This window comes from Streptomyces sp. NPDC043854, assembly GCF_056436005.1.
The window spans coordinates 27,364-46,939 of the sequence record NZ_JBWKDK010000009.1; the positions used below are offsets into that span (position 1 = coordinate 27,364).

Genomic DNA, 19,576 nt, shown 5'->3' on the forward strand with positions numbered 1-19,576 from the left:
GTACGTCAGCTTCGCTCCGGAATGCACCCGTACGGGCCCGGTGCGCCCGGGAGGCCCGTACGGGTGATGACGCTCAGCTCTCCGTTCGGTACATGAGGTCGACCTCGTGCGTGCTGAAGCCGATGCCCTCGTAGACGGCGAGGGCCGCCGGGTTGTCGGCGTCGACGTAGAGCATCGCGGTGGGCAGGCCGGCGGCGGCCAGGTGCTGGAGGCCGACCGCGGTGAGGGCCTTGCCGAGGCCGCCGCCCTGGGCGCCGGGCAGGACGCCGAGCACGTAGACCTCGCCGAGCTGCTCGGCGGCGTGGATCTTCGTCCAGTGGAAGCCGACGAGCTCCCCCTCCCGCTCGGCGAGGAAGAAGCCCTTCGGATCGAACCAGGGCTGCGCCATGCGGTCGTCGAGGTCGCGCTGGGTCAGCGCGCCCTGCTCGGGGTGGTGGGCGAAGGCGGCCGCGTTGGCGGCGAGCCAGGCCGCGTCGTCCTGCCCGGGCACGAAGGTGCGGACGGTCACCCCGGGCGGCAGGGCCGGCTCGGGCAGCGGGGGCGCGTCGGGGCCGAGCGGGCGGCGCAGCTGGCGCAGCTCGCGGAAGAGGGTGAGGCCGAGGACCTGGGCGAGGTGGCGGGCGGCGGACTTGCCGCCGTGCGCCCAGACCCGGATCCGTTTGCCGGAGGCGGCGAGGAGGGCCGAGCCGAGGGCCCGGCCGTGGCCGCGGCCGCGCAGTGCGGGGTGCACGACGAGTTCGGCGGCGGGTGCCTCCACCGGGTCGGTGTCCTCCAGTTGGCCGTAGGCGGCGAGCCGTCCCTTCTCGGTGAGCAGGAAGTGCCGGATGCCCTCGCGGCGGCCGCCGCGCAGCTGGAGCCGGCCCTGCTCGGAGACGGCGGTGGTGCCGTCGGTGCGGGCCGCGTCCTCGATCAGGGCGATGACGGCGTCGGCCTGCTCCTCCGTCAGTTCGTCGAGGGTCTGGATCTGGCGTCCCGGCTCCAGGGCCGCTGCTGCGTCGTCAGTCATGCTCCGAGCGTACGGCGGTCGGGGCGTGGGCGGTGGTGTGCCGGCGGGGTCCGGTCGGCAGGTCGCGCGGGCGGGCCGGCGGGAGGCGGGCGGTGTCCGCGTTTTGCGTGTGACCAGCTCGATAGGTTGTACCCCTGTCGGTGCTACGCGCGTTGACCGTAGAGTGCGCCCGACCTCCCATGCTTTACCGCTGTTTCATAAGGGGACAAAATGTCAGCGACGCCACAACGGCACCGCCGAACCCGCCGGTTGACCCTCATCGCGGCGGCCGCCACGGCCGCTTCCGGTGCGATCGTCGTCGCCGCACTGCCGGCCGGTGCCGCGAGTGGCGACGGTGCGGGCAAGAGCCGCACCGTCGACGTGCAGCTGCTGTCGTTCAACGACTTCCACGGCACGCTGGAGCCCCCGCAGGGCTCCTCGGGCACCGTGACCGAGCGTCAGGCGGACGGCACCACCAAGGCCATACCCGCCGGTGGCGTCGAGTACCTGGCCACCAGCCTGCGCGAGGCCCGCAAGGGCCGCGAGTACTCCATCACCGCCGCGGCCGGCGACATGATCGGCGGCAGCCCGATGCTGTCCGGCCTGTTCCACGACGAGCCGACCGTCGAGGCGCTGAACAAGCTGAAGCTGGACGTCTCCAGCGTCGGCAACCACGAGTTCGACGAGGGCAAGGCCGAGCTGCGCCGCATGGCGTACGGCGGCTGCCACCCGGTCGAGGGCTGCTTCGAGATGGGCAAGGAGTTCACCGGCTCCGAGTTCAAGTACCTCGCCGCGAACGTCGTGGACGAGAAGACCAAGCGTCCGATGATGTCGCCCACCTGGATCTGGAAGAAGGGGGACGTCAAGATCGGCTTCATCGGCGTCACCCTGGAGGGCACCCCGGACGTCGTGACGGCCGAGGGCGTCAAGGGCCTGAAGTTCGGCGACGAGGTCGAGACGATCAACAAGTACGCCGCCGAGCTGAACAAGCAGGGCGTGAAGTCGATCGTCGCCCTGATCCACGAGGGCGGCCTGCCGGCGAGCGGCGCGTACAACTACGACTGCAACGTGCCGGGTGCCGGCGCCGGCATCTCCGGCGCGATCGTGGACATCGCCAAGAACGTGGACCCGAAGGTCGACGCGCTGGTCACCGGCCACACCCACCAGGCGTACGCCTGCAACATCCCGGACCCGGCGGGCAACCCGCGCGCGGTCACCTCGGCCGCCTCCCTGGGCCGCCTGTTCACCGAGACCACGCTGACGTACGACCGGCAGACCAAGGACATCGTCCGTACGCCGGTGTCCGCGCCGAAGCCGGTCAACAAGGTCGTCACCCGTGACGTGCCCAAGGCCCCGGACATGACCGAGCTGATCGACCGCTGGAAGACGCTGGCCGCCCCGGTCGCGAACCGCCCCATGGGCTACATCTCGGCGGACATCCCGGGCCGCGGCCTGGACGCCCCGGAGAAGCCGCTCGGCGACCTGATCGCGGACGCGCAGCTGGAGGCCACGGCCCCGGCGGACAAGGGCGGCGCGCAGCTGGCCCTGATGAACCCGGGCGGCATCCGCTCCGACCTGGCCTACAAGGCCTCGGGCGACGAGGGCGACGGGGTCGTCACGTACGGCGAGTCGTACACGGTCCAGCCGTTCAACAACATGCTGAACGTCGTGGACCTGACCGGCGCGCAGCTGATCACTGCCCTGCAGCAGCAGGTCAGCGGCCCGGTCAACGGTGTGAACCCGAAGATCCTGCAGGTCTCGAAGGGCTTCACCTACACCCTGGACATGACGAAGTCGGGCGCGGACCGCATCGTCGTGGACTCGGTGAAGCTGAACGGCGCGGCCATCGACCCCGCCAAGACCTACCGGGTCGCGATGAACGAGTTCCTCGCGGGCGGCGGTGACGGCTTCACCGTCCTGAAGGAGCACAAGAACAAGCTGGTCGGCGTCGCCGACCTGGACGCCTTCAACGCCGTGCTGGCGAAGTCCTCGGCGGCGAGCCCGATCGCCCCGCCGGCCGCGGACCGCATCACGGTCGTCAAGTAGGCGTCGGCTCCTGCCGTACCGCACGCCCGGAGGGGCGGTGGGCCTGACCGGCCCGCCGCCCCTCCGGCTTTCCCCGGTGCCGGTGCGGCGGCGGCCCGTGCCCGGTGGCACCCCCGTGGTCACGGGGCACGGGCCGCGCGGGATCACAGGCCCGCCAGGAACTTCCTGACGGCCTCGTGGAAGCCCTGCGGGTCCTGGAACGGCACGAAGTGCTCGGTGTCCAGGCCGGCGTAGGCCGTGTTCGGGCGGCGGGTGACCATGGCGTCGGCCTGCGCCTGCGGCAGGGCCTGGCTGCGCCGGCCGTGGACGAGGAGGGCGGGGCAGGTGGTCGCCAGCCAGGCGTCCCAGTTGTCGGGGGCGGCCGCGGCGATGGTGTCGAGGACGTCCTGCGGGTGGAACGGCAGCCGCCAGCCGCCGCCGGGCAGCGGGCGCAGTGCGGCCTCGTAGGTCGGGGCCATCTCGCCCAGGGCGGCGAGGAGTTCCCCGCGGGTGGCGGCGGTGTACGGCAGGTCGGCCAGGAACGCGAACGGGTTCGGCCTGCCCGGGGGGATCTCGACGGGGCCGTCGGTGTTGACGAGGGCGCTGACCCGGTGGGGGTGCCGGGCGGCCAGGTGGTAGGCGTTCATCGAGCCCAGGGAGAAGCCCAGGACGGCGACGGAGTCGAGGCCGAGGTGGTCGAGGAGGGCGACGGCGTCGCAGACGTAGCCGGCCCGGCCGTACTCGGCGGCCCGGTCCGAGTCGCCGTGGCCCCGCTGGTCGGGGGCGACGACCCGCCACTCGTCGCCGAGGACCTCGGCGAGGCCGGTGTAGGCGGCGGCTTCGGACATGCCGCCGTGCAGGGCGAGCAGCGGGCGGCCGGGGCCCCCGAAGTCCAGGTAGGACAGCGTGCGGTCGTCGATCCTCAGTGCGTGGCGCATACGTGTTCCCCCGTCCGTGCCGGGGGCGGCGGGGTGCCGCCCCCTTCGCTGGCTTCAGCCTGCCAGCGTTTGGGCAAGCGCGCAATACGTATGTCTTGGGCGAGCGCGCAAGCCATGGCCCGCGGCTACCATCCGGGCATGGGAAATCGCGAGGACCTGCTGGCCGGAGCGCGCCGCTGCCTGGAGGAGAAGGGCTATCTGCGCACCACGGTGCGCGACATCGCCGCGGCGTCGAAGGTGAGCATGGCCGCGATCGGCTACCACTTCGGCTCCCGCGAGGCGCTGCTCAACCAGGCGCTGTTCGCCGCCATGGACGAATGGGCGGCCGGCTCCGGCCGGCTCGCCGGACAGGGCGACACCGCCGAGGAGCGGTACGCCGACACCTGGGACCGCAAGATCCGGGACTTCGGCGAGATGCGCTGGCTGTGGCTCGCCTCGGTGGAGGCCTTCGTCCACGCGCAGTCCTCGCCCGAGCTGCTCGCCGTACTCGCCGAGAGCCAGCGCAAGAACCGGCGGATGGTGGCCGCGGTGCTGCGCGGGGTGCCGGTGGAGGAGGTCTCCGAGGAGGACGTACGCAGCCTGGGCGCGCTGCACATCGCGCTGCTCAGCGGGGTGATGGTGCAGGCCCTCACCGACCCGGAGGCAGCCCCGACCGGACACGGGCTCGCCCGGGGCCTGCGCGCCATGGTGGAGCTGCTCGACGGACCGGCGCCTGCCGACGGGTAGCGAGCCCCGGTCCCGCAGGCCGTGGCCCGGACCCGCCAACGGGGCTGCCGACGGGTCCGGCAACGGGCCGGGCAAAGGGGCCGGCACGGCTCCGGATCGTCGGGCGTTTCCGGTCGGGGCGGTGGCGGTGGCGGTGGCGGTGGCGGTGGCGGTGGTGGCGGCGGGCGCGGGCGCTGCTCCTCGGCCGGGCCCGCGGCAAGGTGGTGCTCGCTCTACTGGTTCGGCACAACCGGTGCAGCCACCACGGGGGCCCCGGGCGCCCCGCCGGTCCCGCCGGTCCCGGCCGCCCCGCCGGTCCTGCCCGCCCCGCCGGCCCCGGCCGCCTCGGCGGCCGCCGCGGGAGGGGGCGTCGGCGCGCCCGGGATCCGGAACACCGCCTCCGTGCCGGGGCCGCCGTCGCGAGGGCCCCGCAGCTCGGCCGTGCCGCCCGCGCGCTGCACCGTACGGGCCACGATCGACAGGCCGAGCCCGCTGCCGGGCAGCGCCCGGGCCGACGAGGACCGCCAGAACCGCTCGAACACGTGCGGCAGGTCCTCGGCCGGGACACCGGGCCCGCGGTCCCGTACGGTCAGCTCACCCGCCCGCAGCGCGACGGAGACGACCCCGCCCGGCGGGCTGAACTTCACCGCGTTGTCCAGCACGTTGACCACGGCCCGCTCCAGCGCCGACGCCTCGCCCCGCACGTACCAGGGCTCCAGCCCGGCCTCGAACACCAGCTCCGGACCGCGCAGCCGGGCCCGCGACAGCGCACTGTCCGCGACCTCGTGCAGGGCCACCACCTCCAGCCGGGCGGGCGGGCCCGCATCCGGCCGGGACAGCTCCTGGAGGTCGCCGATCAGCGAGGCCAGCTCCGTCATCTGCGCCTTGACCGAGGCCAGCAGCTCCCGCCGGTCCTCGGCCGGGATGGCCCGGCCGGTCTCCTCGCTGCGCGCCAGCAGCTCGATGTTGGTCCGCAGTGAGGTGAGCGGCGTCCGCAGTTCGTGGCCGGCGTCGGCGATGAGCCGGGCCTGCCGCTCCCGGGAGGAGGCCAGGGCCGCCGTCATGGAGTTGAACGACCGCGACAGGCGGGCGATCTCGTCGTCGCCCTCGTCGGGGATCCGCACCGTCAGGTCCTCGGTACGGGCGATGTGCTCGACCGCACCGGTCAGCTCGTCCACCGGCCGCAGGCCCGTCCGCGCCACCCACAGGCCGGCCGCGCCCGCGCCGACCACACCGACCCCGCAGACCAGCAGCAGCACCCAGGTCAGTGTGGACAGGGGCTTGTCGATGTCGGCCAGCGGCTTGGCCACGGAGATGCCGAAGACGGGGGCGTTCGGCTGGGCCTGCGCCTGGAAGGTGAAGACGCGCATGCGGGTCCCGGAGGCGGTCTGCACCTCGTGCAGCACGTTCGTCCGCCGCCCGGTGGCGACCTCCCGGTCGGCCGGCACCACCGGCAGATCGGTGCGGCCGCCCACCCAGCAGTGGGCGCCGTTCGGCAGGACGATCTGCACGGTCGCGTTCAGGTTCCCGGCGATCTCGCGGGCCGGCCGTGCGGGCCCGGTGACGCAGACCCCGTCGCTCAGGGCCCGGACGACCTCCGCGTCCGGGTTCGTCGCCACCAGCGTGCGGTCCAGCTGCTCGCGCAGCTGCGTGCGCACCATCACCCACGAGACGGCGGCCACGGCCGCGACGGCCACCGCCACCGCGACCGCCACCAGCAGGGCGAGCCGGGAGCGCAGCGGCAGCCCGCGGAACCGGGCGGCCGGGCTCACTCCGGACCCCCGGAATCCCCGGCCCCGGTCGTGCGCAGCACGTACCCGACACCACGCACGGTGTGGACCAGGCGGGGTTCGCCGCCGGCCTCGGTCTTGCGGCGCAAATACATCACGTACACGTCCAGGGAGTTGGAACTGGGCTCGAAGTCGAAGCCCCACACGGTCTTGAGGATCTGCTCGCGGGTGAGCACCTGCCGCGGGTGCGCCAGGAACATCTCCAGCAGCGTGAACTCGGTCCGGGTCAGCTCCACCGGGCGTGCGGCCCGGGTCACCTCGCGGGTCGCGAGGTCCATCCGCAGGTCCCCGAAGACGAGGTGGTTCCCGGGCTCCGGGGCCGGGCCGGGCGCGGGGGCGGCGTAGGCGCTGCGCCGCAGCAGGGCCCGGACGCGGGCGAAGAGCTCGTCCAGCTCGAACGGCTTGACGAGGTAGTCGTCGGCGCCCGCGTCGAGGCCGGTGACGCGGTCGCCGACGGTGTCGCGGGCGGTCAGCATCAGGATCGGGGTGGTGCTTCCGGCGGCGCGCAGCCTGCGGGCCGTGGTCAGGCCGTCCATGCGGGGCATCTGGATGTCGAGGACGATCAGGTCGGGGGCGTACGGGCCCGCCTTGTCGAGGGCGTCGAGCCCGTCGACGGCGGTCTGCGCCGCGTATCCCTCGAAGGCGAGGCTGCGGCGCAGGGCCTCCCGTACGGCGGGCTCGTCGTCGACGACGAGGATGCGCTGCTGGTCGCCTTCGACGGGCTTCATGCGGTCCCCCAGGGTGGTGAGCGGCGGGCGGCGGGCGGCGGGCGGCGGCCGGCGGCGGGCGGCCGGCAGTGCCTCCCAGCGTCGCACGGCCCGGCGGCTAGAAGGCCGCGCCGAAGCCGTCGGCGGTGGTGGAGGGGGCCCGGCCGCTGTCGCCGGCGGTGCCGCTGCCGCTGCCGCCCTTGCGCAGGGAGTCCAGGTCGGCCTTGATCGTGTTGACCGGGATGGCGAAGCCGAGGCCCACGCTGCCTGCGGCGGAGCTGTCGGCGGCGGGCGAGTAGATCGCGGACGGCATTCCGATGATCTCGCCGTTCAGGTTGACGAGGGCGCCGCCGGAGTTGCCGGGGTTGAGGGAGGCGTCCGTCTGGATGGCCTTGTACGAGGTGGTGTTCGAGCCGGTGTTCCCGTTGAACTGGCGGCCGTCGAAGGAGAACGGCCAGCCGCCGTCGCCGCCGGGCTGCCGCTGCGGTGCCTGCCGGTCCGACTTGGGCACGTTGACCTCGCGGTTCAGCGCCGAGACGATGCCGCTGGTGACCGTGCCGGTGAGGCGGTCCGGGGAGCCGATCGCGACGACCTGGTCGCCGACCCGGACACCGTCGGAGTTGCCGAGCCGGGCGGGCTTGAGGCCGGACGCACCCTGGAGCTTGATCAGGGCGAGGTCCTTGTCCGGGTCGGTGCCGACGGTCTTCGCGGGGAACTTCCTGCCGTCGCTCAGCGTCACCTGGATCTCGGCGGCGCCGCTGATGACGTGGTTGTTGGTGGCGATCTCGCCGTCGGCGGTGAGCACGAAGCCCGAGCCGGTGCCCTGGCCCGACCCGGTGCGGGTGTCGATGCGCACGACGGAGGGGCTGACCTGCTCGGCGACCCCGGCGACCGTGCCGCTGCTGGACTGCGAGACGACCGTGCCGTTGAAGCCGCCCGCGGCTCCCGCCCCGTCGCCGAGCAGCTGCTGGACGAGCGTGGCGGTGCCGCCGCCGATGACCGCAGCGGCGATCGCGACGGCGGCGAGCAGCGCCACCGGGCGCTTGGCGCGGGCGGCGTGCGCCGGCCCGCCCCCGACCGGCCCTGCGGGCGCCGGGGCTGCCGGGCCGGCCGGGGGAAGGGTCTCGCCGCGGATCACCGGGGGCTCGTGCGCCTCGAACCACCCGGGCGCCGGGCTGTCGGCGCCGGGCGGGTAGGCGGGCGGCGGCGGATAGGACCCGCCGAAGGGCGCGCTCTGGGACGTGCTGTTCTCCTGCGGGTACCCGCCGTCGCGGCGGAAGCTCTCGGTCATGCCTGTGACCCTGCCCGCGGATCATGAGAGCTTTCTGAGTGCCCGCTGAGAAGCCCGACAGAACCTTGTGTGCCCGATATGAATCCGGCCCGCCTCCGGGGCCCCGGATCCCGCCCCGGATCCCGCCCGGGACCCCGCCCGGCGGACGGAGCAGGCCGCAGGAGCAGGGCCCGGCCGCGAAGGGGAGGGGCGGGTCAGAGGCAGCCGCAGGAGCGGCGGATCACCAGCGCCGACGGGAACTGCTTGAGCCGCTCCCGCCGCGAGCCCGACACCCGCAGCCCGTCGTCGAGGACGAGGTCCACGGCGGCCCGCGCCATCGCCGGGCGGTCCGAGGCGACGGTGGTCAGCGGCGGGTCCGTGAGCGCCGCTTCCTTCACGTCGTCGAAGCCGGCGACCGCCAGCTCCCCGGGCACGTCGATCCGCAGTTCCCGGGCGGCCCGCAGCACGCCGATGGCCTGGTCGTCGGTGGCGCAGAAGACGGCCGTCGGGCGGTCGGGGCCCGAGAGGACCTCGAGCGCCACCCGGTAGGCGTCGTAGCGGTTGTACGGGGCCTCGATCAGGCGCCCCTCGATCGACCGCCCGGACTCCAGCATGGCCCGGCGCCAGCCCTCGACGTGGTCGGCGACGGGGTCGCCGACCGACGGGGTGTTCTCGATGCCGCCGATGCAGGCGACGTACTCGTGTCCGTGTTCGAGGAGGTGGCGGGTGGCGAGCTGGGCGCCGCCGATGTCGTCGGTGACCACCGCGACGTCGTCGATGGCCTCGGGCCGCTCGTGCAGCAGCACGACCCGGGCGTCCCAGGCCTCGATCTCGGAGGCCGCCCGCTCGCTCATGCCCTGGCTGACCAGGATCAGGCCGGACACCCGCATGCCGAGGAAGGCGCGCAGGTAGTGGACCTCGCGCTCGTCCCGGTAGTCGGAGTTCCCGACCAGCACCATCTTCCCGCGCTCGGCGGCCGCCTGTTCGACCGCGTGTGCCATCTCCGCGAAGAACGGCTGCCGCGCATCCGGAACGATCATGCCTATGAGGTCGGTGCGCCGGGACGCCATCGCCTGGGCGACCCGGTCCGGGCGGTAGCCCAGCTCCTTGATCGCTGCGAGGACACGCTCGCGCGTGGCCGGGGCGACCGGCCGGGGTCCGTTGTTGATGACGTAGCTCACGACGGCGGTTGAAGTACCCGCAAGTCGCGCCACATCATCCCGCGTCACCTTGGCCACGCTGGGAGTCTACGCGGGGTGACCGGCCTCTGGGCAGGGCATCCTGCGGACCGGATGGTCACGCGGGCGTCCGCCGTACGGGGGACGGCCCCCCTACGCTTCGGCCGCGACCTGTGTGGGCGCCCGGTCCGCGGCCTCCGCCGCGGCCCGTTCGGCCTTCTCCGGTGTGACGAAACGGTAGCCCACGTTCCGGACGGTGCCGATGAGCGATTCGTGCTCCGGGCCGAGCTTCGCGCGCAGCCGCCGTACGTGCACGTCCACCGTCCGGGTGCCGCCGAAGTAGTCGTAGCCCCAGACCTCCTGGAGCAGCTGGGCCCGGGTGAAGACCCGGCCCGGGTGCTGGGCGAGGTACTTGAGCAGCTCGAACTCCTTGAAGGTGAGGTCCAGGACCCGGCCCTTCAGCTTCGCCGAGTACGTGGCCTCGTCGACCGACAGGTCGCCGTTGCGGATCTCCATGGGGGAGTCGTCGGCGCCCAGCTGCTGGCGGCCGGTGGCCAGCCGCAGCCGTGCCTCGACCTCGGCCGGACCGGCGGTGTCCAGGAGGACGTCGTCGATGCCCCAGTCGGCGGTCACGGCCGCCAGGCCGCCCTCGGTGACGACGAGGATCAGCGGACAGCCCGGGCCGGTGGACCGCAGCAGCTGGCACAGCGACCGCACCTGCGGCAGGTCCCGGCGGCCGTCGACGAGGATGACGTCCGCCCCGGGGGTGTCCACGAGGGCCGGGCCCTCGGCGGGCGCCACCCGTACGTTGTGCAGCAGCAGGCCGAGGGCCGGCAGCACCTCGGTGGACGGCTGCAGGGCGTTGGTCAGCAGCAGGAGGGAGCTCATGCCCGCCCCCCTGCCCGGGTCGGTCGGTGGTGCACGGTTCGCTGGTCCGTCACGTCGGTTCCTCCTCGGTCCCGTCGAGGACTTTCGCGGTACTGCTTCGTACGGGGGTGCGCGCCGGGCACGGCGCGGTGCCGTGCCCGGTCCCTGCGGGCGTCCGCCGGTCCCCGCGCCCTGGGGGCCGACCGGGCGCCCTTGTTCTCGTTCCGTTCAACGTACTGAAAGCACAAAAGGACCCGGGGGCAACGTTGCCCGGATCCTTCGCCAGCAGAATAGCCCACCTGCCGACGCCCGGCCGAGGCTTCCGGGTCCGCGCTTTCTGTGGTTCGCGCCACCCCTGCAACCAGCGTATGCCCCGGTTTCGGCGGTTCGGCGGGCTTCGGGAAGGCTGCTGTAGGCCATTCGGGTGAACCCCGGTCGCGCCCGGGGGACCCGGAGGCACGCGGGACCAGCGGCCGGGAGGGGCCATCATGGAGGCCGACGGTAGAGAGCCGACGATAGGAGCTGCAGTGGCAACCGGAACCATCCGCTACTGGGCGGCGGCCAAGGCCGCGGCCCACACGGCGGAGGAGCCGTACTCGGCGCGGACACTGGCCGAGGCGCTCGACGCAGTGCGGGAACGCCACCCCGGGGAGCTGACCCGGGTCCTGCTGCGCTGCTCCTTCCTCGTGAACGACGAGCCCGTGGGCAAGCGCCCGCACGATGCCGTCCTGCTGACCGAGGGGGGCACCGTCGAGGTGCTCCCGCCGTTCGCGGGCGGGTGAGCGGAAACCCGATGAGCACTCCCGAGGAACAGCAACAGCAACAGCAACAGCACCAGGCCCGGCAGCAGCAGCCCGGACAGCAGGGGTACGCGCCGCAGGACCCGTACACGACCCAGACCTGGCAGTCGGACACCTGGGACACGGGCTACCAGCCGGTACAGCGCGCCGCCGAGCCGGTGCAGCAGCCCGTGGCGCCCGAGGGGTGGTTCCGGGACGAGGCGCCCGCCGCGCCCGCCCAGGTGCCCGCACCGGCACCGGCACCGTCGTCGGCTCCGGGCGCGGACTGGGCGCAGCCCGCCTACCTGCCGCAGCACCAGCCTCAGCATCAGCACCAGCCGCAGCACCAGCCGCAGATGCCGCCCCAGGCGCAGCCGCAGGCGTACCAGGCTCCGGTGGCGCCCGAGGGGTGGTTCCGGGACGAGGCGCCCGCCGCGCCCGCACCCGGGCCGGCGCCGGCCGCGGCCGCCGCGCCGGTGCACGAATGGGCCGCCGAGACCGCTTACCTCCCGCCGGTCCAGCAGCAGAGCGCAGCCGCTGCCGAGACGGCCTACCTCCCGCCGGTGCCGCAGCAGAGCGCAGCCGCTGCGGAGACGGCCTACCTCCCGCCCGTGTCGGCAGTGCAGCCGAGCGCTGCCGCCGCCGAGACCGCCTACCTTCCGCCGGTGCCGCAGAGTGCTGCCGCCGAGACGGCCTACCTCCCGCCGGTGTCGGCAGCGCAGCCGAGCGCTGCCGCCGCCGAGACCGCCTACCTTCCGCCGGTGCAGGAGAGCGCCGTCCCGGAGAGCTGGTTCCGGGACGCGGCCCCTGCCGCTGCGGCCCCCGCTGCCGCGGCCGCTCCCGCCGAGGCCTGGGCGGAGACCACCTCCTACCTGCCGCCGCAGGCCGCCGCCGAGCCGGTGCCGGCGGCCGCCCCGGACCCCGAGTCCGCTGCCGGCATGCCCCCGGTGGCCGCCGCGGCCGTCGCCACCGCCCCCGGCGGGCCCGTCGACCCGGCCGGGGAGCCCGAGTACTCCCCGCCCACCCTGGGCGGGAACACCATGCGCGCCGTCGACCCGGCCCAGGCCCGCGCCGAGGGCCGCTCGCCGATCATCGACCCCGGCCCGCAGTCGGCCCTGCTGACCGCCGCGCTCGGGCTGCTGCTCGCCGTCGCCGCCGTCGTCGGGGACCTCGCGCTGCTCCTGCCGCTGGTCGCCCTGCAGGGCCTCACCGCGGCCGGCTGGTTCCGGCTCAACGGCATGTGGCCGGCCCGCCAGGGCATCGCCCTCGCCTTCGCCGGAGCCCTCGTCGCGGACGCCGCGGTGCTCGCGGTGGACGACACCCACGGCGCCGGCGCGATCATCGGCACCCTCGGCGTGTGGGTGCTGCTGACGCTGGTCCTCCAGCTGCGCAGCCAGGCCGACCCGGACGAGCGGATGTACGGCCTGATGGCCTCGGTGGCCTCCGCCGCCCTCGCCATCGTGTGCGCCGGCTACCTGGCCGCCGACTCCGCCGCCGTCACCGTCGGCGCGGTGGCCGTCGCGGTCTCCGTGTTCGTCCGCGCGCTGCCCCTGCCGCCCCTGCCGTCCGCCGGCGTCTCGCTGGCCGCGGCGGCCGGTGCGGGCGTCGCGGTCGGCGGGATGACCTCCGTCGGGGTGGGCGGGGCGCTGCTCGGCCTGGCCGCCGGGGTGGGCGCGCTGATCGGGCTGCGCGTGGCCGCGTACGACTACCCGTCGAAGTTCGTGCACATGACGGCCGGCGTGGCGCTGCCGCTGGCGGCCGCCGCTCCCGCCGTCTACCTGGTGGGACGGGTGGTGGGCTGAGGCCCGGGCGGGGAACCGTGGGAACGCGTGGGGAGGCCGTCGGCGTCGCTGACGGCCTCCGTACGTCTGTACATGGTCAACTAGAGGCGGACGTACCGGTCTACAGGGGGGAGAGGCGCGTGCGCTTCCTGCGTGTCGTCGTGATCGTCGTCGTGGTGCTGGGCGCCCTGGCCGTGGGAGCGGACCGCTGGGCGGTCGGCTATGCCGAGAGCCGGCTCGCCGAGCGCATACAGGCGCGCCAGGGGCTGGCCGGATCCGCCGAGGTGGAGATCCACGGCTTCCCGTTCCTGACCCAGGCGCTGAGCCACGAGCTCGACCGGGTCGACGTCCGGCTGGACGGCGTCGACGCCGTCGCGGACGGCCGCAAGACCCGGCTCTCGCAGCTCCAGGCGAGCTTCCGCGGCGTGCAGCTGAACGGGGACTACAGCGGGGGCACCGCCCGGCGCGCCGAGGGCTCCGCGCTGATCACGTACCCGGATCTGACGGAGGCCTCGCAGACCGGCGTGAAGCTCGCCTACGGAGGGGCGCCGGACAAGGTGCGGGTGACCGCGTCGGTGGAGGTGCTGGGCCGCACCTTCACGCGCAGCGTGGTGTCGACCGTCACGCTCGTCGACGGCAAGGACGGCGGGAACGGCAAGGGCGGCGGCAAACTGGTCCGGGTGCGGGCCGACGAGGTGCCCGGCGAGGGCATCCCCGGGATCGAGAGCGCGATCCGCAAGAAGACCGACTTCGAGCGGCGCCTCGACGACGGGCTGCCGGCCGGGCTCCAGCTGACCGGGCTGACCTCGCACGAGGCCGGCGTCCACCTGAAGCTGAGCGGCGTGGACGTGTCGCTGGCCGGATCGTGAGACGGGGCGGTCCGATCCGCAGAAGGGCGGGCCGCACGCAGGCCCCGGCGAGGCCCCGGGAGCGCTCGGCGGCATCTCGGATCCCGCCATCCGGACGTTTCTGTCTCGATATATGACACGCCGGTGACAGGGCGGCCCGTTCGTCCCTACGATCCAGGCATGAAGCATCAGCAGGCGGACCTCACGAAGCGACGGGCAGTAGACCTGTGTCGCGTCGCCGCCATGCTCTGTCGATCCATGTGACCTGAGAGCGCATCCGCTCCACCAGTTCGGACGACCGTCCTTCCCGCGTGACCGCGCGCAGCCGTTTCCTCCCTGTCCACTGACGCCTCTCCGCCCAGTGCCCACGGGAGCGCTCCGCGCCGCCCTCTGCAGCACCCGCACTGCCCCGCCGCACACTGCCCCGGAGGAGAACACCATGAGCCGCAGCGACGTCCTCGTTGACGCCGACTGGGTCGAGGCCCACTTGAACGACGCCAACGTCGTCATCGTCGAGGTGGACGAGGACACGTCCGCCTACGACAAGAACCACATCGCCGGCGCCGTCCGGATCGACTGGAAGAAGGACCTCCAGGACCCGGTCCGCCGTGACTTCGTCGACCAGGAGGGCTTCGAGAAGCTCCTGTCCGCCAAGGGCATCTCCAACGGCGACACCGTCGTCCTCTACGGCGGCAACAACAACTGGTTCGCGTCCTACGCCTACTGGTACTTCAAGCTGTACGGCCACCAGGACGTCCGCCTCCTCGACGGCGGCCGCAAGAAGTGGGAGCTGGACTCCCGCGACCTGGTCGACGGCTCCGAGGTCCCGAACCGCCCCGCCACCGAGTACAAGGCCAAGGCGCAGGACACCTCGATCCGCGCCTTCCGCGACGACGTCGTGGCCGCCATCGGCTCCCTGAACCTGGTCGACGTCCGCTCGCCCGACGAGTTCTCCGGCAAGCTCCTCGCCCCGGCGCACCTGCCGCAGGAGCAGTCGCAGCGCCCCGGCCACGTGCCGACCGCCCGCAACATCCCGTGGTCGAAGAACGCCAACGACGACGGCACCTTCAAGTCCGACGAGGAGCTCAAGGCCCTCTACGAGACCGAGCAGGTCGACCTGGCGAAGGACACCATCGCCTACTGCCGCATCGGCGAGCGCTCCGCGCTGACGTGGTTCGTGCTGCACGAGCTCCTGGGCCAGGAGAACGTCAGGAACTACGACGGTTCGTGGACCGAGTACGGCTCCCTGGTCGGCGTGCCGATCGAGCTGGGCGCCAACAAGTAATCCCGGGCACGCGACGCCCAGCAGAACGACTTCTCGAGGACAGGACAGAGAAACATGTGCGGAGCAAAGACCGGCGGACCGGACCTCTCCACGCTCAAGCCCGGAGAGACGGCCATCCAGGGACAGGTGACCAAGGACGGCGAGCCCGTCAGCGGCTACGTGCGGCTGCTCGACTCGACCGGCGAGTTCACCGCGGAGGTCCCGACCTCGGCGACCGGCCAGTTCCGCTTCTACGCGGCGACCGGCACCTGGACGCTGCGGGCGCTCGTCCCGGGCGGCCAGGCGGACCGCGCCGTGGTCGTTTCCGAGGCCGGCGGCGTGACGGACGTGGCGATCGCGGTCTGACCGGCCACCGGTAGCCCATGAACCGGCCGAAGGGCCGCACCCCAGGGGGTTGGACGCCACTGGAGCGGGGTGCGGCCCTTCGCGCCGTCCGCTGCCGTACGCCATCGCGGTGGCCGCGGGCGTACGCCTCCGCGGTGTCCGCGGCCGTGCGCCTCCACGGCGTCCGCCTTCGGACCTACGCTGGAGGCATGTACGCCCGGCGGCGCCGCATCTACTTCCTTCTCATGGGCGGATGCCTCTTCCTCTTCGTCTCCGCCTGGTCCTTCGTGCGCCTGCTCTCGGTCGAGGCGGCCGTGGCCATGTGCGTCGTCGCCATGGTCATCCCGCCCGTCGCCGCGATGATCGCGAACCGGCGCGGCCCGGACGACCGCTGGTGGGACGACCCATCGGGCGATCCGCAGTCCGACGAGTGGTGGGACGAACTGGACGGAAAGCGGCGCCACGACGAATGATTTTCCAGCCGCCTGAAACGTAATGCGTTCCCGTACAACCGTTCCCCTCCGGTACATGTCAAGACTGCGCGGGTGATCGCCCGCGTGGACAGTCCTGTGGGGGACACTTTCTTGGAACATGAACAGACCGCTTCCGAGCTGCGGAAAACGGGGGAGGCGGGCCCGCAGTCGGACGCACCGGCACGACCCGGCACCGCTGCCGGACCCGGACCCGCCGCGGCCGCGCCTGGCGCCGCTGCCGCCCCAGGTGCCGGGCACCGCGGCCGTCGTACGGCCCTGCTGATCGCGGGTGCGGCCGCCTTCGGCATCCTCGCGGGCACCGTGACCGGCTACGCCGTCCAGTACGGCCGCCCGCCGACACCGCTGCCGCCGCTGGCCCAGCAGAAGATCGACCAGCCGAAGCCGCAGGCTCCGAACGAGTCGACGAGCGCCCGCGCCCTGAACGCCCATCGCTGGCACAAGACGGACGACGACCTCACCAAGCTGCTGCTGGAGGCCCCGGGCGGCGTACAGGTCCTGGACTCCGGAGCCGAGTCCGCGGACGAGTTCGCGGCGGACTACTACACGAGGCCCAACGGCGGCCTCGAACACCAGATCCGGTACGACCTGCGGCGGATCGCCATGATCCGCTGGTCGCAGGAAGACCGGAACCACGTCACGGTCCGGCTGCTGCAGTACCGGGACCGAGCCGGTGCCGACTGGTACCAGCATGCCCACGACTACCTGTCGGAGAAGCGGTACGCGGGCAACCCGGGCAAGGACCTGGTCGGCGTGCCCGCCGACTACGGCCACCTGTGGGTGGACTCGGAGGCCAAGCAGGAACCGGGCTACCACCCGACCAAGTCGGCCCGGGTCCTCGCCCGGCGAGGCGACATCGTCATGGAACTCGACTACACGAACACCCGCGGTGTCATCGACGAGAACGCCGTCGTCGAGCTGGCCAGGCGGCAGTGGGAGCGGCTGTGACCGATCTGCAGGACCAGAACCAGGACCGGCACCAGGATACGGCGGCCGCGTCCCCGCAGTCCGTCGCAACGCCCGCGCGCACGCCGAAGCGCAGGGCCAAGGCGCTGATCGCGGGCGGGGCGGGCCTCGCGGTGCTCGCCGCCGGAGTCCTGTGGGCGGCCGGGAGGATGGCCGACGCCGACCGCACCTCGCCGACGCGGTACTGGGTCGCGGTCGGGGCCAAGCCGAAGCCCTCCGGCTCGCCGGACTCGACGGCGACCGTCCCGCCGAACGAGCTGACGGGCAAGCTGTTGCCGCTCCCTGCCGACTACAAGCCCGGCCCCGATATCGACGCCGAAGGCAACGACTTCTACATCCCGGGGGAGCGGGCGCTGCAGGCCTTCAAGGACGCGCGCACCGGGCTCTCCGGCGACCAGCGGGCGGAACGAGACAAGGCGCTTGCGGACCTGAAGCTGAAGGGTATGGCCGGGCGCAGCTACCGCCGCTTCCGCGACCAGCAGGTGGCGGAGATCCACCTCATGCAGGCCGACTCCCAGGCCCTGGCCCGGTTCTCCGAGTTCAGCAAGAAGATCATCGGTTTCATGGGCGACGGCCGCGAGGCGCCGAAGGTGGAGGGCTTCCCCGACGCCAGGTGCGCGCTCCAGTCCTTCGGCAAGGAGAAGAGGGAGGAGAAGGACAAGATCGACACGATCGATTGCGTGGCCGTCCGGGGCGACGTGCTGGTGAGCTTCCGGACATACGGCCCCAAGCCGTTCTCCGCCGACGACGCCGTTGGCCTCTTCCGGCAGCAGCTGACCCATCTGACGTCCCCTGGGGAGTCCGTGTGACCGAGCAGAACACCGCCGACACCGCCGAGGCCGTCGCCGACACCGCCGACGGCTCGACGGCGGTCCCTGAGGCCACCATGGCGTCGCCCACACCCACACCCGCGCCTGCCACACCCGCGCCGAAGGATCGGCGCGCACTGTCCGCCGCCCTGCGCTGGACGGCCGCACTCGCCGTCTTCGCGGCCTTCGGTACAGGGGCCGCGTACGGGATCACCCAGGCCGACCGCACCGACCTCCCCGGCCTGTCCACCGAAGGCGACGGCCGCTGGACGTACCCGACCCTGGCCAAGCCGGCCCTGCCGGCCGGCGCCCCGCTGGCCAAGGGCCCGGACAATAAGGCCGAGACGCACTACGCGCCGCTCGCCGGCCTGCTGCTGCCGGCCCCCGAAGGGGCCCGGCCGGACGCCGGGCCCAAGGCGGACAAGGACCAGCAGGTGTCCGTGGACACCTTCCTGGACGAGTACGCCCCCGACAGCCGGGCGAAGCTGAAGGAGCAGCTGGAGCACGAGGGGCTGCGTCAGATCGTCGGCCGCGGCTGGACCACCCCGGACGGCACCCGCACGCACGTCTACCTGCTGCGCTTCCACGCCGCGGGCTTCGTGGACGCCTTCCGCGGCTGCGACACCAATACGCGGCTCGCCGGTGCCCCGGTGCTGGAGATGGACCTCGCCTGGCGGAAGGCGCAGATCGGGCAGAGCAGTCTGGAGGGCCAGGCCCTCCAGGGCCCCCACGGCCCCGGCACCCTGAACAGCAGCGACATCAGCCTGTACCAAGAGGTCAAGCCGACGACCGGCGAGGAGGAGAGCAGGCTCGGGTGCCTTCAGGCGGGTGACGTCCAGGGTGTGGTCATCCAGACCCGGAAGGGCGGGGTGGCCACCGTCTCCTTCCACCAGACGGTCGTCCTGCAGAGCCAGCTGCTGAGCTGACCGGCGCCGCCGGGGCCCGCCGCGCCGCGCCGGAGGTGACGGCTGCGGCCTACCTCACGGAGTGCACCGGTCCCCAGGCCAGTAGGCTTGGGGACCGGCCCCGTACCCGCCACCCGAAACCTCCGAGGAGCACCCCGTGCTTGAGGCAGTCTTCACCTCCCTGCTGGTCCTGGTCTGCGTCGGCGTCCTCGCCTTCACCGGCCTGGCCGTGAAGAAGCTGTACCAGGGCCAGCGCTGATCCTCCGATCGGCCGCCCCCCGGACCCACCGGAATCCCCTCCCAGAGATCGTCTGAGCAGCCACCCATGATCCAGATCCCGTCCGACCTGAACCCCGGCCTCGTCCCCCTCGCCTTCCTCCTCGGCACCTGGGAGGGCGCGGGCGTCTTCGACTTCCCCGGCGAGGAGAAGTGCAACTTCGGCCAGGAAGTCGTCTTCACCCACGACGGCCGGGACTTCCTGGAGTACACCTCCCGCACCTGGGTCCTCGACACCGAGGGCAAGAAGGTGCGGCCGCTGGAGTCCGAGTCCGGCTACTGGCGCATCGACAAGGACCGCAAGGTCGAGGTCGTCATGGTCCGCGACCAGGGCGTCATCGAGGTCTGGTACGGCGAGCTCGCCGACAAGAAGCCCCAGATCGACCTTGCCACGGACGCGGTCGCCCGCACCGCCGCCGCCGGCCCGTACAGCGGCGGCAAGCGGCTCTACGGCTACGTCCGGAGCGATCTGATGTGGGTCGGCGAGAAGGCCACCCCGGACGTCGAGCTGCGCCCGTACATGTCGGCCCAGCTCAAGAAGGTCGTCACGCCCGAGGAGGTCGCCGAGATGGCCCGCAACCTCCCGGACATGCCGGACGACGGCATCGCGTTCTTCCGCTGAGCCGGCCGAGACCGGCCGAGATGGG

At 73.1% G+C, this 19,576-nt stretch carries 19 protein-coding genes; 12 read left to right on the forward strand and 7 right to left on the reverse strand.

What is annotated here, in order from left to right:
- Positions 1-73: 73 nt before the first annotated feature.
- Entirely contained in the window at positions 74-1,006 is a 933-nt protein-coding gene (gene mshD / locus AC068A_RS11140) for a mycothiol synthase (protein WP_478583671.1), read from the reverse strand.
- 210 nt (positions 1,007-1,216) lie between these two features.
- On the opposite strand from mshD, the gene AC068A_RS11145 reads away from it, so the two are divergent.
- Positions 1,217-3,031 (forward strand): bifunctional metallophosphatase/5'-nucleotidase, encoded by a 1,815-nt coding sequence (locus AC068A_RS11145; protein ID WP_478583672.1) that lies wholly within the window; start codon positions 1,217-1,219, stop codon positions 3,029-3,031.
- Between the two features lie 143 nt (positions 3,032-3,174).
- Here AC068A_RS11145 and AC068A_RS11150 read toward each other — a convergent pair whose 3' ends face one another.
- Positions 3,175-3,948: an alpha/beta fold hydrolase gene (locus AC068A_RS11150; protein ID WP_478583674.1), complete on the reverse strand. Its 774-nt coding sequence runs from the start codon at positions 3,946-3,948 to the stop codon at positions 3,175-3,177.
- Between the two features lie 138 nt (positions 3,949-4,086).
- On the opposite strand from AC068A_RS11150, the gene AC068A_RS11155 reads away from it, so the two are divergent.
- Complete coding sequence (locus AC068A_RS11155) at positions 4,087-4,674, forward strand: TetR/AcrR family transcriptional regulator (RefSeq protein ID WP_478583675.1); 588 nt, start codon at positions 4,087-4,089, stop codon at positions 4,672-4,674.
- Positions 4,675-4,886: 212 nt separating this feature from the next.
- Here the strand turns inward: AC068A_RS11155 and AC068A_RS11160 are convergent, their stop codons facing one another.
- The 5 genes from AC068A_RS11160 to AC068A_RS11180 all read right to left on the reverse strand — a co-directional run bounded on the left by AC068A_RS11160 (position 4,887) and on the right by AC068A_RS11180 (position 10,486).
- Positions 4,887-6,425, reverse strand: coding sequence for a sensor histidine kinase (locus tag AC068A_RS11160; protein WP_478583677.1), 1,539 nt, complete (start codon positions 6,423-6,425; stop codon positions 4,887-4,889).
- Positions 6,422-7,171 (reverse strand): response regulator transcription factor, encoded by a 750-nt coding sequence (locus tag AC068A_RS11165; RefSeq protein WP_478583927.1) that lies wholly within the window; start codon positions 7,169-7,171, stop codon positions 6,422-6,424. Before AC068A_RS11165 ends, AC068A_RS11160 begins: the two co-directional genes overlap by 4 nt.
- A gap of 97 nt (positions 7,172-7,268) precedes the next feature.
- Positions 7,269-8,441 carry a S1C family serine protease gene (locus AC068A_RS11170; RefSeq protein WP_478583679.1) on the reverse strand — a complete coding sequence of 391 codons (1,173 nt, stop codon included), beginning with the start codon at positions 8,439-8,441 and terminating at the stop codon, positions 7,269-7,271.
- Positions 8,442-8,635: 194 nt separating this feature from the next.
- Positions 8,636-9,658, reverse strand: coding sequence for a LacI family DNA-binding transcriptional regulator (locus tag AC068A_RS11175; RefSeq protein WP_478583681.1), 1,023 nt, complete (start codon positions 9,656-9,658; stop codon positions 8,636-8,638).
- 93 nt (positions 9,659-9,751) lie between these two features.
- Positions 9,752-10,486, reverse strand: a complete 735-nt coding sequence (locus AC068A_RS11180; protein ID WP_478583683.1) for a response regulator transcription factor — start codon at positions 10,484-10,486, stop codon at positions 9,752-9,754.
- A gap of 506 nt (positions 10,487-10,992) precedes the next feature.
- Between AC068A_RS11180 and AC068A_RS11185 the strand changes: the two genes are divergently transcribed.
- The 10 genes from AC068A_RS11185 to AC068A_RS11230 all read left to right on the forward strand — a co-directional run bounded on the left by AC068A_RS11185 (position 10,993) and on the right by AC068A_RS11230 (position 19,551).
- Complete coding sequence (locus AC068A_RS11185) at positions 10,993-11,247, forward strand: MoaD/ThiS family protein (protein ID WP_179173447.1); 255 nt, start codon at positions 10,993-10,995, stop codon at positions 11,245-11,247.
- 11 nt (positions 11,248-11,258) lie between these two features.
- On the forward strand, positions 11,259-13,046 hold the full coding sequence (locus AC068A_RS11190) for a hypothetical protein (protein WP_478583685.1): 1,788 nt from the start codon (positions 11,259-11,261) through the stop codon (positions 13,044-13,046).
- 119 nt (positions 13,047-13,165) lie between these two features.
- Positions 13,166-13,894, forward strand: coding sequence for an LmeA family phospholipid-binding protein (locus AC068A_RS11195; RefSeq protein WP_478583687.1), 729 nt, complete (start codon positions 13,166-13,168; stop codon positions 13,892-13,894).
- Between the two features lie 418 nt (positions 13,895-14,312).
- Positions 14,313-15,158 (forward strand): sulfurtransferase, encoded by an 846-nt coding sequence (locus AC068A_RS11200; RefSeq protein WP_478583688.1) that lies wholly within the window; start codon positions 14,313-14,315, stop codon positions 15,156-15,158.
- Between the two features lie 54 nt (positions 15,159-15,212).
- Positions 15,213-15,503: a DUF1416 domain-containing protein gene (locus AC068A_RS11205; RefSeq protein ID WP_478583690.1), complete on the forward strand. Its 291-nt coding sequence runs from the start codon at positions 15,213-15,215 to the stop codon at positions 15,501-15,503.
- 188 nt (positions 15,504-15,691) lie between these two features.
- Entirely contained in the window at positions 15,692-15,955 is a 264-nt protein-coding gene (locus AC068A_RS11210) for a DUF3099 domain-containing protein (protein WP_478583691.1), read from the forward strand.
- 111 nt (positions 15,956-16,066) lie between these two features.
- Positions 16,067-16,921 (forward strand): hypothetical protein, encoded by an 855-nt coding sequence (locus AC068A_RS11215; protein WP_478583693.1) that lies wholly within the window; start codon positions 16,067-16,069, stop codon positions 16,919-16,921.
- Entirely contained in the window at positions 16,918-17,748 is an 831-nt protein-coding gene (locus tag AC068A_RS11220) for a hypothetical protein (RefSeq protein WP_478583695.1), read from the forward strand. The genes AC068A_RS11215 and AC068A_RS11220 overlap by 4 nt, the downstream gene beginning before the upstream one ends.
- The gene (locus tag AC068A_RS11225; RefSeq protein ID WP_478583697.1) at positions 17,745-18,674 is read left to right on the forward strand and encodes a hypothetical protein; all 930 of its coding nucleotides are present in this window, start codon (positions 17,745-17,747) and stop codon (positions 18,672-18,674) included. The genes AC068A_RS11220 and AC068A_RS11225 overlap by 4 nt, the downstream gene beginning before the upstream one ends.
- Before the next feature lie 304 nt (positions 18,675-18,978).
- Entirely contained in the window at positions 18,979-19,551 is a 573-nt protein-coding gene (locus tag AC068A_RS11230; protein ID WP_478583699.1) for a heme-binding beta-barrel domain-containing protein, read from the forward strand.
- Positions 19,552-19,576 lie beyond the last annotated feature (25 nt).